Genomic DNA, 13,295 nt, shown 5'->3' with positions numbered 1-13,295 from the left:
CATTCAGCGGTCCCGCTGGCGTCGAAAGCCCCGGCGCGTCCAGTAGATGACGGCGAGTATCGCAACACCGACACCCACTTGACGGAGTGAGAACCCAGGTCCCTGTGCCGCAGTCGTCGCCTGTTCGTCGCCGTCAGTGACCGGAACGGATTGGTTTTCGACTCTGAGCGAGCCCGCCGTCTCACCGTTGACCCGTACCGTTCCGTTGACTGCCTCGAACTCGGTCTCGACGACCGTCTCTTCTCCTGGGTCAAGCGCCACCCGATCCGTTGCTACGGGTTCGCCGTCGACCGTCACACTCAGCGTCTCGTTGACCGGCCGCGAACGGGTGTTCGTTACTGTCGTTCGCACGGTCGTATTGAACCCGGCCCGGACCCAGTCAGCCGACAGGGACGCGTCCGAAATCCGGACATCGGCGCTGCCCTGGCCGCCGGGGGTGGGTGCCCCGTCGGTGCCCGTTTCAGTTTCCGTCCCGAACCCGATGGTTCCGTTCTCGCTACCTGTCGTGTTGTCAGCAGGCGCACCGCCGCCCGCGGTTTCGTTCCGGGTAGTCGTGTTCTCCTCGTCGTCCGACCCATTCGAGCTATCGGAGTCGTCGCCTGAATCGTCCGAGTCATCGGAGTCGTCGTCTGGGTCGTCTGAATTGTCTGAATCGTTTCGGTCAGCGCCGTCATCTGCATCGGTTTCCTCCTGGGTTCCGTTCTCGGTTGGTTCTTCAGTTTCGGTCGGTTCTTCTGTCTCTTCAGTTTCTGTGGGTTCTTCCGTTTCAGTCGGTTCTTCTGTCTCTTCAGTTTCTGTGGGTTCTTCCGTTTCAGTCGGTTCTTCTGTCTCCTCAGTTTCTGTGGGCTCTTCGGTCTCGGTCGGTTCTTCCGTCTCTTCGGTTTCTGTGGGTTCTTCCGTCTCGGTCGGTCCCTCTGTCTCTTCAGTTTCTGTGGGTTCCTCTGTCTCAGTCGCTTCTTCTGTCTCCTCCGTTTCTGTGGATTCTTCAGTCTCGGTCGGTTCTTCTGTCTCCTCCGTTTCTTCTTCGGTCTGCTCACCGTCATCCTGTGTGTCGGTCTCGTTGACCTGCCCGAGTAGTATCCCTGTGTGGCGTTCGAGAACAGATGGAACCGTGGTTCCGGGTGTGCTTGCTGTGGCGTCTGAGTCGCGCTGTGGACTGGCGTCGGAAGCGACCACGCTGCCGACGGCGAAGACGGACGCGAAGACAGCGATGGCAAAAACGACAGCGACAACAGTACAGAGTGTTCTGGCCTCGCTCATACAGGGTGTACGTGAGTAAACGATTAGTTACGCAGCAACCAAAACGTCGGTAAGGTCGCCCTTCCAACGCTGAAACAGGAGAGACGGAAAGTCTCCGTCCACTGGAGCCCTACATTTGTCGACGGACTCGGACGAGACCGGCGATTAGCGCCAGCACAAGTGCGACTAGCTGGACGGTGAATCCCGGGCCGGACGCTGCGACCGTTTCGGCGGCTGGCTCCGCGCCACCGCCGCTCTCACCAGTCCCATCAGTCCCGGACCCGCCTGTACTCTGTGCAGTGTCCGAGCCGACACGGAGGTCACCGGCACTGACGCCGTTGACCGCGACTTCACCGTCGACAGCCTCGAACTCCATCGTCACAGTAGTTTGTTCGCCGGCATTGAGTCGAACGGTCCGATAAGTGACCGGATCGCCATCGACAGTGACCGTAAGCGTCTGCTCGACGGTTTCGTCGGTCGGATTCTCGACTGTCGCTCGCGCCGATGTGTTGAAGCCGGCCCGGACCCAGTCAGCCATCAGGGACGCATCAGAAACGGTGAGTTCTGCGGGCATCGGAGTCGATACATTCGTATTCGAGGGGCTGGCTGTCGTCGTCGGAGTGGACGCATTAGCGACCGGGGAAACGACAGCGATGGTCGATAGATTGGACGATGACGCCTGGATAGACATATTCGTCGCGTTGGCGGTACTGGGTAGCTGCCCCCAAGACCCGTTGTGGTACTGGAACACCCGGACGCCGTCCATCGAGCCGTTGGTCGGAAGCGCGGACTCGTTGAGCCGCAGGGTGTAGGTCGCCCGGCTGATGTCGGACGCGTTTGCACCGGAAGTGACAGTCACGTACCCACGCACACCGTCTTCCTGAACTTCGGTCATGTCGTTCGGCGTGGCGTGCGGGCCGAGCATCGTCGCGTTGAACCCATCACTTTCGTTGGTCACGTTGAGTGAGAGTGCAGAGAGGGTGAACGCCGGCGCGGTCTCGGACGGACCGGAGCGGTTCAGCGACTGGGAGACCGTCGAGTTCGCGGCGTCGGCAGTCACTCGGACAGTGACTCCGTTGTCGATCTGGGACTGTGAGATGGCGGGAGCCTCTGCGCCGCCGCCGTTGTCGGCCTCGTCTGAGTTGTCATCGAAGTCGAATCCGCCGCCTCCACCGCCTCCACCACCACCGCCTCCACCACCACCGCCTCCACCACCACCGCCTCCGTCGCCTCCGCCTCCATTACCGCCGCCACCGCCGTCACTACTGCTTTCGGCTTCGACAGCGAGTGTTTCAGCGGCGGCGTTACCAATAGCGAGCGAGCGGATGCCCTCGTTGTCGAAGGAGATACTGAAGGAGACAGTTACTGTTTCACCACCGGCAATCGGACCGATAGTTTTGGACTTGAGCGTCTGATTGCTCTCTGTGAGCGCCGCGGTGTAGTTCCCGCTCTCAGTCCCGACGTTTTCCACGGTCGCCGTCACGTCCACTGACTCGCCGGCTTCGACGGACTGATTGCTCAGTTTTACGTCGCGCACCTCGAACGTCGCAGACTGGGCATCCGTAGCTGTTTCAGTTCCAGTCCCGTTTTCACCGGTGGCAGCCTCGGTTTCGTTCACCCCCTCGACCGTAATCGTCTTGCTCGCATCTCCGACAGAGAATTGACGGGTTCCAGTTTGCTCAAAGGTGTGGACGTATGTGTCCGTCCCGGACTCACCCGGTCCAAGACTAAAGGACACTGCATCGACAGACCTGTCGTCGACGTAGGTGAAAATATCTCGATGACCGGACACAGCCCCAGTGTTCTCTGCGGTGACAGTCAGTTCGACGGCACCGCCTTCGGTGACCGTCGTCCGGTTCCACGAGTAGTCCGTGACGGTGATATTCGGCTTACCAACGACCAGCGTGCCGGCGGAGTTACCGTTGACAGTCACCTCGTGTTCCCCGTCGTCGATGTAGCCCCCGTCATCGGTCTCTAACACGTAGGTCGAGGTCACGTTTCGTTCACCTGACTCGACGGTTACCTCTGTTGAACTGATAACCGTCACCTCCCGCCCGCCAACTTCGACGGTAATCGGAACAGTCCCGGCGGTGCCACCCGTGTTCTCGAAGGTGATCCAAACCTCGGGTTGGGGCGTTTGCATCTCCGCCGTATTGACTCGCTTGTCGATCAGTCCGGTATCACGTACCTTGATGTCCGGTGGGCCAGCCCCGCCCCCGGTCTCTGCTTCGACAGTGAGTGTCCCGGCAGCCACATCGTTTATCGAGATACTTCGATTACCGCTATTGTCGAATGAGCGGATGTACGACACCGTCGTCGAATCACCACCGTCCAGCGTCACCTCTCTTGTTACCTCGGTTTTGCCATCGACGGTGAACGGCACCTCAAAGCTCCCTTCCCGGTCGCCGGTGTTCGTTACGGTAGCAGTTATCTCAACAGCTTCGCCAACGTTGACCGTAGATCTATTGAGCTTGCGCTCTGTCACCGCAAAACTCGGTGGCTCACCGACCGTGATAGTTTGCGTCTCCCCGGCAGTACCGAACTCGAACTCACCGGTCTCGTCGAACGTGTGTACGTATTTCTCTGTCCCTGATTCGTCCGGCTGGAGGTTGAATGACACCCCGCCGGCGGATGTCCCGTCAACGCTGGTGAAGATGTCTCGCTGTCCGGAGACAGTGCCCGTATTCTCCGCGGTGACAGTCAGTTCGACGGCTCCACCCTCACTGACGGTCGTCGTATTCCAAGAGTGGTCCGTAACGGTGATATTCGGTTCGCCGACGACCAGCGTGCCCGCTGGTTCACCGTTGACCGTCACCTCGTGTTCCCCGTTTTCGATGTAGCCACCGTCACTAGTCTCCAGCACGTACGTCGTGGTCACGTTTTTCGACTCATCCGACGCAACCGTCGCTTCGTCGGGGCCGATGACCGTCACCTCCCGCCCGCCAACTTCGACGGTGATCGTGGCGTCTCCGGCCGTATCGCCCGAGTTCTCGAAGGTGACCCACAGCTCGGGCTCGGGCGTCTTCATCTGCCCCGTATCGACCCGTTTGTCAATCAGTCCGGCGTCCTGTATCTCGATATCGGGTCCCTCGATCGTCTCTGTCTCGTGATTGGACGCAGCCGCGACGCCCGGCCCAAACATCGGGGTCGTCGACACCGCAACCACAGCCAGTAGCGTCATCGCTGATAGCCACAGGCCCGTAATCTTACCCATGGGTTGGCCGATGACAGTATGGTAATTAGTTAGCGGGAACGAATCGCCAAGTAAGGTCCTATTATCGCGTCTACCGGCCGCTACCGCCAGTTCTAGTCTGATAAGGAGTGAACCACAACATTACAGGTAATGGCCTGTTCAGCGCGCCCGGACCACAGGGCTGGTATGTCGGTATACATATAGTGCCTCAAACGGCGGCCGTTCTTTCCGTCGTCGATTGACTTCTGCCGCGCGATGAAGGTACCTCTCAGCTAGCCAGACACACAACAGCGTAGTTCTGTAGCTATGATCTATCGACAGGACGCTCAGTCACATACCTGGGGATGACAAAGGGAGAAATCAGATCGGGAAGCTATCAGAGACGCTTACTCACGTACGGCCCGTCCTGCTTGTACCCCAGCTTCTCCCGGTAGTACTGCCGGACGCCGATACCGGAAATGACGGCCAGTTTCGGGTAGCCGGCGTCCCTTGCCAGTGTTTCGGCTTTTTCCAGCAGTTGCTTGCCGTAGCCTTTGTGCTGGTGGTCCCCGTCGTCGCCCTCCTGGCCGACACCGACGGCGTTGCCGTAGACGTGGAGTTCGCGCACGATTGCGGCGTCCTGTAGCTCCCGGCGGACCGGATCGTTGGGGAACCGGAGTCGACAGAAGCCGACGAGGACGTCGTTCTCGAAGTCTTCGAAGGAGATGAAATGTTCCGTGCCGCCACAGGCCTCGTAGGTCATCACGTCGAGTTCGATGTTCTCGGCCTCATCGTCGCTATGTCCGGCCTCACGACAGCGGATACAGTCACACGTCCAGCCGTGTTCTTCCATGCGCTGCCAGGCGAGCTGGCGGAGGTTCGACTTCCAGACACCGCCCTCGATGAAGTCCGCCGGGATGTCCCGCTGGACGCGCTGGAGGCGGGTGTAGCGGGGAATCATGTCTTTGATTTCGGCGACTAATTCGGCGGCCTCGTCGTTGTCTAACGGGTCGAACTCGTCTTTGCGCCACCAGTCGTAGGTGACAGTACCTTCGACGATCAACGTCGGGTATATCTTCAGGTAGTCCGGCCGCCAGTCCGTCTCATCGAAGATGCGCCGGAAGTCCTCCAGACACATCTCCTTTGACATCCCAGGCTGGCCCGGCATCATGTGGAACCCGACCTTGAACCCCGAGTCGCGGAGTCGGCGGTTCGCGTCAATGGAGGCCTGGACGCCGTGGCCGCGGTGCATCTCGCGGTTGATCCGCTCGAAGGTCGTCTGGACGCCCACCTCGACTTTCGTCCCACCGAGGTCGAGCATCCGGTCGATCTGTTCGGGGTCACACCAGTCCGGCTTCGTTTCGAACGTCGTGGCGACGTTGCGGACGTCGGCGGTTTCGTTCTCCGCGATGACGTCCTCCAGATAGCGGAACTCGTAGTCGTCCTCGGCGAAGCTCACGTCCTCTGCGGGCGTCGGCTCTCCGTCCACGTCGAAGTCGTTCATCGCCTCCAGAGCCCGCTTGACGAACCACTCCTGATAGTCGTGGCTCCGGGCCGTCATCGTCCCGCCCATCACGATGAGCTCGGCCTTGTCGACGGGATGGCCGATCTCTCGCAGTTGGTTGAGCCGGAGGGTCACCTGACCGTACGGGTCGTAGTCGTTCTGCTCGCCACGTGCGGCCGCGGGCTCGTGACCAGTATAGGACTGGGCGGAGGAGAACTCCGAGTCGGGACCGCCGGGACAGTACAGGCACTTCCCGTGGGGACACCGCTCGGGCGAGGTCATGATCGCGATAGGGGACACACCTGAGGCGGTCCGAACCGGTTTGCGCTGGAGGACCTCCTCCAGCACTTCGCGGTGCTCCTGTGGCGCGTAATCGAGCAGTTCGGAGTTTTTCGGCACTTTCGGCGCGGAGTACTCCCGACAGACGTCGATCTTGGCTGATTCGACGTCGTCGCGCTCGACCTCGCCTGCGAGAATCCGGTCGACCAGCTCCGCACACACCTGCTGGAAGGTCTCTGTCTCGTCTGGGTCCGGCGTCTCCGTGCTCATCGGCGTTGTGCGAAATCGGCGTCTCGGCCGAATAAGCGTGTCGCTCGGGTATCGTCAGCGACAGGGGTAGCCGTGGGGTTCATTGTGTTGTCACACCAAGTCAGAGTATGAGCGGTGAAACGGACGACACTAGGAGCCTCGACCGGCCGACCTTCCGCGGCTGTGTGTTCTGTTACAGTGCGGAATGGGCGTACTACGGTGCCAAGAAGGCAGCCAGGTCTGTCTCAGCGACTGATACATAGCGGGACCTGAGGAGCAGTTGGCAGTGAGTGAAGGGTCTGGAAACAACTCCTAAGACGTTGAAATCCGCTTTCAGACGCTGTACCCCGTTATTTCGAATGATACTGCCAGGGGAGTCTTTTAGTCGTTGCTCTCCTCGACTGTGAGTATATGCCAGACACGACCAGTGGGTCTGCACAAACTCGCTCCCGGGAACTGACGCCGACGGAACGATTCCAAGAGTTCATCGCATACATTCCGAGTGGCGATACGATCCCCGACGAGACATGGCGAGGCCGACACCGCAATATCCTCATTCTGCTGCTTGCGCACGTGCCGTTCCTGCTGGCGCTTGGGCTGTATTCGGGAACCGAATCGCTTGTCACGGGCGCGACGCTTCCCGAGATCGACACGCTCCACGTTCTCGCAGAGGTCGGGGTCGTCGTCGGCCTCGCGGTCTTAGCGAGATTGCCGTGGTTCGGTCGGCGAACGCGGACCGCGCTGGCGACGATGGGACTGGTCACGACATCCGGGTTCCTTGTCCACTTCTCCGGTGGGTACATCGAGGCCCACTTCCACTTTTTCGTCGTGATGGCCGTCGTTGCCGTCTACGAAGACTGGCTGCCGTTTTTCCTCGGTATCGGCTACGTCTCCGTCCAGCACGGGATTTTCGGCATGATAGACCCGAGCCGGGTGTACAACCACTCGGCGGCGATCAACAACCCGTGGGCGTGGGCGTTCATCCACGCGGCGTTCGTCCTCATGTTAGCTGCGGCGCTGATGGCCCACTGGGCCTCGACCGAACGCTCCCGCGAAGCGGCAGAAGAACAACTCCAACAGGCTAAATCGAAGACCCAAGAGGTCGAAAACCTGGAGGAGAAGAAAGCCGAAATGGAACGGACCATCGCCGAGGCCGAGGAGGCCAAAGCCGAGGCCGAGGCCCGACAGCGGGAGGTCGAAGAGTTCAACGACTACCTTGAAACCACGGCCGACGCGTACAGCGCGGCGATGTCCCAGGCGGCCGACGGCGACCTCACAGTCCGGATCGACCCCGACAGCGAGAGCGATGCGATGGCACAGATCGCCGAGTCGTTCAACAAGATGATGACGGAGACGGAGTCGGCGATGGAAGAGATACAGACGTTCTCGCAGGAGGTCGCGTCGACGAGCGACCAGGCCACGGCCGGTGCCAACGAGGCAACGGGGGCTAGCGAAGACATGAGCGAATCGATTCAGGGCATCGCCAGCGGGGCAGCCGAACAGCGGGAGATGCTTGAAACCGTCTCCGGCGAGATGACCGATCTCTCGGCGACCGTCGAAGAGGTCGCCGCCTCCGCCGAAACCGTCGCAGAGCGGTCCCGCGAGACAGCCGAGATCGCGGACGACGGGGAAGAGACGGCACAGGAAGCGATAGCGGGCTCCCGTGAGGTTCAGACCGCCATCGACTCGACGGTCGAAAACGTAGAGCGACTGGACGAGAAGATGGCAGAGATCGGCGAGATCGTCGATCTCATCGGCGACATCGCCGAGCAGACGAACATGCTGGCCCTGAATGCCAATATCGAGGCTGCACGGGCCGGAAACGGGTCGGGTGGTGACGGGTTCGCGGTCGTCGCGGACGAGGTCAAGCAGTTGGCCGAGGAAACCCAGGCCTCGGCGACTGAAATCGAACAGCTCATCCAAGAGACACAGGCCCAGACAGAAACCACAGTCACAGAGGCACGGGGAGCAAAGCAGGACATGCAGGAGAGTACCGAAGCCGTCGAAGAAGTCGTCGACACGTTCACGCAAGTGGCAGAGAACGCAGAGGCGACTGACAACGGGATTCAGGAGATCAGCGACACGACCGACGACCAGGCCGCCACGACCGAGGAAGCGGTGTCGATGGTCGAGGAAGCCGTGGACATCAGCGAGGCGACCGCCGCGGAGACCGAAACCGCCTCCGCGACCGCAGAGGAACAGGCCGCATCCATGTCGCAGGTCAGCGCCAGCATCGAATCGCTCGCCAAGCAGTCCGAGCGGCTCCAGACGATGCTGTCGGAATTCGACGTCGGCAGCCGGTAAGATTCACTCCTCCCAGTACTCCTTTTCCGCGTTTATATCGAGATACGTCGACAGCGTCCGGTCGGCTTTCTCGCCGCCTGGGGGCGACCCGCCGTACAGCCCGACCATCTCCCGATCAGGGTAGACGGTGATATCCGGCTCTTCCATCGTCGAAACCATCAACAGCTGGAGTTCCGACTCGCCGGCTTCGATTTCGTGTGCGCTCTCCTCGCCGGCCGGGAGCGCGACGTAATCACCCGGCTCGAGCGCGTGCTCGTCGGCCTCGGGACCGAGCCAGAGCGTACCCGTTCCGCCACGGACGAATATCGCTTCCTCGTTGCCCTCGTGATAATGGCGCACCCAGAGCCGCTTGCCCGGCGGAACGGCATAGAGGCTCGCACCGAGTTGCTCGCCGCCGGCGGCGTCACCGAGCTGCTTGCGCTTGAACGTGCGGTCGCCGTGTTCGTGGTCGGTCCAGTCGAGGTCGGCTTCGTTGACGGGGCCGTCGCTCATGACCGAGAAGACAGCCGGCGGGGAGAAAAAGTCCCCTGCGTTACAGTTCGTCGGCCAGCACGTCGAGCGTGGCGTCGAGGACGGCCGGTCGCTCGCCGGCCAGATAGCGGATGGTCCCCTCGCGGACGCTCCGCGTCGCGACGCCGCCTTCCGGCACGCGCTCGCTGACCTCGTTGACCAGCTCGTGCAGGTCGAGGTCGCCGTTGGCACGGACGTACATCGTGTCCGTCGAGATGCCGAGCACCGCGTCGCTCTCGTCGCGAACGTCACGGTGGAGTTCATCGAGCAGGAGCGACTCCGGCGGGAACTCGTACTGGTGGGTGAAGGCGTCCGTATCGAGGACGGCGATGTCCACGCCGTCGACGGTCCGGTGGTCCAGATTCGCGCGGGCGGTGGACACCTCCTCGTCGACCTTCTCGCGGAACTGCTCGGCGATGTGGCCGGCGAGGCCGCCCACGTCCTCCTCGTCGTCGCCGAACACGAGGTCAGTGATGAGTTCGCGCTTGTCCTCGTAGGACTGGTAGTGGGCTTCGAGCGCGACGGCTTCGCGCAGCTCCGACACCGCGGTCTCGTCGTAACCGGCCTCGCTGGCGGCTTCGACGTACGGTTCGGGGATGTCTTCCCAGAAGCTCACGGCCGGGAGATGTTCCAGGTCGTCGCGAACGTCTTCGTTGACGTGTGCGGCCACGTTGGCTGCGAGCGCCGTCGACGTGGTCTCGGAAACGGTGTCGGCCGAAGGCGAGACGACGGCGTCGACCGTGTCGACGACCGCGCCGTCGACGTCGATGTCGTCGATGACGACGCTCGGCGCGCCGTAGACGTTCAGCAGGTCGAAGCCGTCGAGGCTCTCGCGCGTACCGCCGGCGGCGACGAAGACGAACAGCGGGAGCTTCTCCTCGTGGCGCTCCCGGTTGTCGAGCATCGTCGTCGTGTCCTTCGTCGCGTCGTCCATGTCGTAGACGCCGCCCTCGATAGGTCGCCGGTCGAAGTAGTGGTACTTCGCGTCGGCGCGGCGGTGCTGCTCGGTGACCAGCGGGAGCGCGGCCCGTTCGAGCGCGCTGCCGGCGAGGTAGCCGTCCGCGGTGTTGGCGTGGCGGACGATGACCGGTCGGTCGGTCAGCACTGCCTTCCGGATCTGGGTCGCCGCCTCGACCAGCTGGTCAGAGAGGGCCGCGACCGCCGTGTCGTCGGCAAGCGGTTCAGCCGTGTCAGGTCGGGCCTCGTCGTCGAGGGCGTCGGCGAGTCGCTGTTCGACTTCCTCGCGCTCCTCGGCTTCGAGCACGGTGAGCTCCTCGGTCTCGACCTGCAGTTCGCCGCGACGCTCGCGGACTTCGCCCGACAGTCGGACGTAGTCGTCTTCCTCGACCTCGGGGTAGGCACGGACGCCGGCCTCGACAAAGGCCGCGCAGTCGACCGTCCCGCTCTCGTCCTGCAGTTCGAACACCGTCGGCCCGGAGGTTTGCCGGATGCCGACGACTTCGCCCTCCAGTCGAACGTCCGCACCGACGTGGTCGTCGAGGTCGCCGATAGCCGCGGCGACCGGTTCGGCTGCGGTCGCTTCGTCCGTCTGCTCGTCGCTCTCTGCGTCGGCTTCCTCGTCGGATTCGGTCATGACGGCGGTGTTCGACCCGCTGTCGTTGCCGCCGACAGCCGCAGTACCCTCGACGCGGTCGTCATCACTGGCCCGGCTGACCGTCCCGGCGCTTGTGGTACTCTCGGATTCAGACTGGCTTGTGTCGGAATCGTCGTCCGAACTCGATTCGTCGTCGCTCGGCGATTCGTCGGCTGACGGTTCGGACTCGGCCTCGTTGGAGCCGTCGTCTGACTGCCCCTCGTCTTCGTCGTCTTCGTTCTCAAGCAGGACGGAGTGGCCGATGTCCGGGTCGTCGACGAGGACGCCGCGGAACTCGCGCTCGGACTGGCGGATCGACCAGCCGAGGTCGACGTTGCCGTTGTCCCGTACGTTCTTGACCTGGACGTAGACGGTGTCGCCCGAGTCCCAGTCGAGGGAGTCGAGCCGTTGGTCCAGTTCGCTCCGGTGGAGCAGCCCCGTTACGCTGTCGCCGATGTCGACAAACACGCCGAACTCGGCGAAGCCGTCGACACTGCCGCGGTAGTAGCGGTCGACCGATAGCTGGTCGGCACGAGAGCCGCGGAACTCGAACAGGGCGTCCTCCTCGTGGAGGTCACAGATGCGTCCTTCGACAGATTTGCCGCAGATGATACACGAACCCATTACACGGTGCAAGCATGTCGGGCCTAAAACGGTTGTCGAATTCCGGACGAACGAAACAGGTCCGCTATTCGAACATCTCGCTCTCTTCTTCCAGCAGTTCGAGCCCTGAAGCGACCGCTTTTGCCTGCTCCGGGAACAGAGCGACCTCGATTTCGCTCCCCTGTTCGTCCTCGAAGGCAATTTTCACGCGCTTGTCGCCGTACTCCCGAACGTCGACGCCCTCCACGTCGTACATCTTGATGGTTGCTTCTTTATTCGACGGCCCGACGCTCTTGAACGCTCCGTCCTTGAGTTCCAGCATGAACTGGTCGATATCGATACTGAGCATCGTTGGGAAACGCACGCGGGCAGACCCTAAAACCCGTAGTCTGCGAGCAGTACCGAGAGGGCCTGGAAGCCACGGAAACCGTAGCCGAAGATAATCGCCGCGGGAACGGCCCCGACGATTGCGGCCACCGGGAACTTGACGTTGTGGACGACAGCGGTCCCAATCAGGTACAGCCCTGCGCCCCACGCAGTGACGAGCACCCGGACCTCTGCGCTCGGCAGTCCCGCCAGCAGACAGGGGGCCATCGCGTAGCACATCACCTGCACAGTCTCGCTGACGCCGCCGCGGTCAGACGCGACGGGAAGTAAGAGGAGGGTCTGCAGTGCGGCCGTCAGATGCACCGTCGCCGGCGTGACGAACACCAGGATGGCAAACAGCGCCAGCACCGCGACGCCGGGCGAGAAGCCGCCGATAGCGGGGTAGTCGAACGGCCCCGTAGACAGGAGCCCACGTTGAGCCAGCTTGACGACGGCGTACCGGCTCACCTCCTCGAAGAGGACCACCGTCGCCGCGAACACCAGTCCCGGAGCCTGGTCGCCCGGCGCGACGCCGGTACGGAAGAACCGCCGCGGACGGCTGAGTATTTCTACCCACGCGCGCACCAACGCGGCTGGTCCGCGGTCCCGGCCACCGGTCGGATTCTCGACCCACTGAGTCACGACCGTACGTACGGTGTGAGTCGGTTTGACCGTTTCCTTCTCTCTGTCAGCGGACGTGGGCGGCTCGGACACGTACAGCGGTCCTCACGGCCACTCATCTGCTCCTTCGAACCGGACGCTCACGGCTCAGACACCCACAGCGGCCCTCGCGGCTAATCGTCCGCCCCGACGTTCTCCGCACTCTCGAAACACGCCGGATCCGGCTTGATGTTCGCGTACTGGACCGCTTCCTCGCCGAGGGTCACCACGCGTTTCTCGATATTAGCGTCGACTATCTGGCCGTCAGCGATGTGGTTGCGCGCGTTCGGAACTGCAGCCTGATGTGGGATGACCCAGCAGTTCAGCGCCCGACAGACCGAGCGGAGGTGTTCGAGCGCGGTGATCGGAAAGCCCCCACCAGCGACCGCAAGCAACCCCACAGTTTTGTGCTCGAACTCGTCGAAGCCACAGTAGTCGAGTGCGTTCTTCAACACGCCGGAATAGGACCCGTGGTACACCGGCGTCCCCAGCAAAATCGAATCAGCCGCGTGGACGCTGTCGGCGAACGCGATGGCGTCGCCCGCCTCGCGGTGGTCTGCATCGAACACTGGGAGGTCGAACTCACGGAGATCGAGCAGTTCCGTCGTCGCCCCCAACTCCTCGGCAGCGGCGAGCGCACGCTCGATACCGGCCCTGGTGTAGCTCTCCTCTCTGAGACTGCCGACGACACCGACGACGTGTGGTTCGGACATGGCGGCTCTATGGAGTGGGGCCGGTATATCGGTGGGGGTGACGAGGCGCGCCGCTGGTCTCGGTTCCCCTGCTGGTTTGTCAGTCCGTGGAGGGCGCTCTGG

Annotated in this window: 9 protein-coding genes; 1 reads left to right on the top strand and 8 read right to left on the bottom strand. The window is 62.3% G+C overall.

Annotated elements, in window-relative coordinates; genetic code table 11:
- Positions 1 to 3 precede the first annotated feature (3 nt).
- The 3 genes from C444_RS09955 to C444_RS09945 form a co-directional block, all read right to left on the bottom strand.
- A complete protein-coding gene (locus C444_RS09955) occupies positions 4 to 1,260 on the bottom strand; it encodes a hypothetical protein (RefSeq protein WP_004592643.1) in 1,257 nt (418 codons plus the stop codon).
- 109 nt (positions 1,261 to 1,369) lie between these two features.
- Positions 1,370 to 4,420 (bottom strand): CARDB domain-containing protein, encoded by a 3,051-nt coding sequence (locus C444_RS09950; protein WP_004592642.1) that lies wholly within the window; start codon positions 4,418 to 4,420, stop codon positions 1,370 to 1,372.
- A gap of 388 nt (positions 4,421 to 4,808) precedes the next feature.
- The gene (locus tag C444_RS09945; RefSeq protein WP_004592641.1) at positions 4,809 to 6,464 is read right to left on the bottom strand and encodes a tRNA uridine(34) 5-carboxymethylaminomethyl modification radical SAM/GNAT enzyme Elp3; all 1,656 of its coding nucleotides are present in this window, start codon (positions 6,462 to 6,464) and stop codon (positions 4,809 to 4,811) included.
- A 390-nt stretch (positions 6,465 to 6,854) separates the two neighbouring features.
- On the opposite strand from C444_RS09945, the gene C444_RS09940 reads away from it, so the two are divergent.
- Positions 6,855 to 8,747, top strand: a complete 1,893-nt coding sequence (locus C444_RS09940) for a methyl-accepting chemotaxis protein (RefSeq protein WP_004592640.1) — start codon at positions 6,855 to 6,857, stop codon at positions 8,745 to 8,747.
- Between the two features lie 3 nt (positions 8,748 to 8,750).
- Here the strand turns inward: C444_RS09940 and C444_RS09935 are convergent, their stop codons facing one another.
- The 5 genes from C444_RS09935 to C444_RS09915 form a co-directional block, all read right to left on the bottom strand.
- Complete coding sequence (locus C444_RS09935) at positions 8,751 to 9,239, bottom strand: cupin domain-containing protein (protein ID WP_004592639.1); 489 nt, start codon at positions 9,237 to 9,239, stop codon at positions 8,751 to 8,753.
- A gap of 40 nt (positions 9,240 to 9,279) precedes the next feature.
- Positions 9,280 to 11,475 (bottom strand): DHH family phosphoesterase, encoded by a 2,196-nt coding sequence (locus C444_RS09930; RefSeq protein ID WP_004592638.1) that lies wholly within the window; start codon positions 11,473 to 11,475, stop codon positions 9,280 to 9,282.
- 64 nt (positions 11,476 to 11,539) lie between these two features.
- Positions 11,540 to 11,803 carry a hypothetical protein gene (locus C444_RS09925; protein ID WP_004592637.1) on the bottom strand — a complete coding sequence of 88 codons (264 nt, stop codon included), beginning with the start codon at positions 11,801 to 11,803 and terminating at the stop codon, positions 11,540 to 11,542.
- A gap of 26 nt (positions 11,804 to 11,829) precedes the next feature.
- Positions 11,830 to 12,462, bottom strand: a complete 633-nt coding sequence (locus tag C444_RS09920; RefSeq protein ID WP_049909423.1) for a YIP1 family protein — start codon at positions 12,460 to 12,462, stop codon at positions 11,830 to 11,832.
- Positions 12,463 to 12,614: 152 nt separating this feature from the next.
- A complete protein-coding gene (locus C444_RS09915; protein ID WP_004592635.1) occupies positions 12,615 to 13,193 on the bottom strand; it encodes an NADPH-dependent FMN reductase in 579 nt (192 codons plus the stop codon).
- Between the last annotated feature and the right edge of the window lie 102 nt (positions 13,194 to 13,295).

Origin of the sequence: Haloarcula japonica DSM 6131, assembly GCF_000336635.1 — an archaeon.
Taxonomy (GTDB): domain Archaea; phylum Halobacteriota; class Halobacteria; order Halobacteriales; family Haloarculaceae; genus Haloarcula; species Haloarcula japonica.
Note: the sequence above shows the minus strand (reverse complement) of the source record. Positions and strands in the feature narration are given on the sequence as shown.

What these genes read in the sequence shown, in the direction of transcription:
- C444_RS09930 (WP_004592638.1), bottom strand. Translation starts at nt 11,475, where the DNA reads ATGGGTTCGTGTATCATCTGCGGCAAATCTGTCGAAGGACGCATCTGT.
- C444_RS09940 (WP_004592640.1), top strand. Translation starts at nt 6,855, where the DNA reads ATGCCAGACACGACCAGTGGGTCTGCACAAACTCGCTCCCGGGAACTG.
- C444_RS09945 (WP_004592641.1), bottom strand. Translation starts at nt 6,464, where the DNA reads ATGAGCACGGAGACGCCGGACCCAGACGAGACAGAGACCTTCCAGCAG.
- C444_RS09915 (WP_004592635.1), bottom strand. Translation starts at nt 13,193, where the DNA reads ATGTCCGAACCACACGTCGTCGGTGTCGTCGGCAGTCTCAGAGAGGAG.
- C444_RS09925 (WP_004592637.1), bottom strand. Translation starts at nt 11,803, where the DNA reads ATGCTCAGTATCGATATCGACCAGTTCATGCTGGAACTCAAGGACGGA.
- C444_RS09935 (WP_004592639.1), bottom strand. Translation starts at nt 9,239, where the DNA reads ATGAGCGACGGCCCCGTCAACGAAGCCGACCTCGACTGGACCGACCAC.
- C444_RS09955 (WP_004592643.1), bottom strand. Translation starts at nt 1,260, where the DNA reads ATGAGCGAGGCCAGAACACTCTGTACTGTTGTCGCTGTCGTTTTTGCC.
- C444_RS09950 (WP_004592642.1), bottom strand. Translation starts at nt 4,420, where the DNA reads ATGACGCTACTGGCTGTGGTTGCGGTGTCGACGACCCCGATGTTTGGG.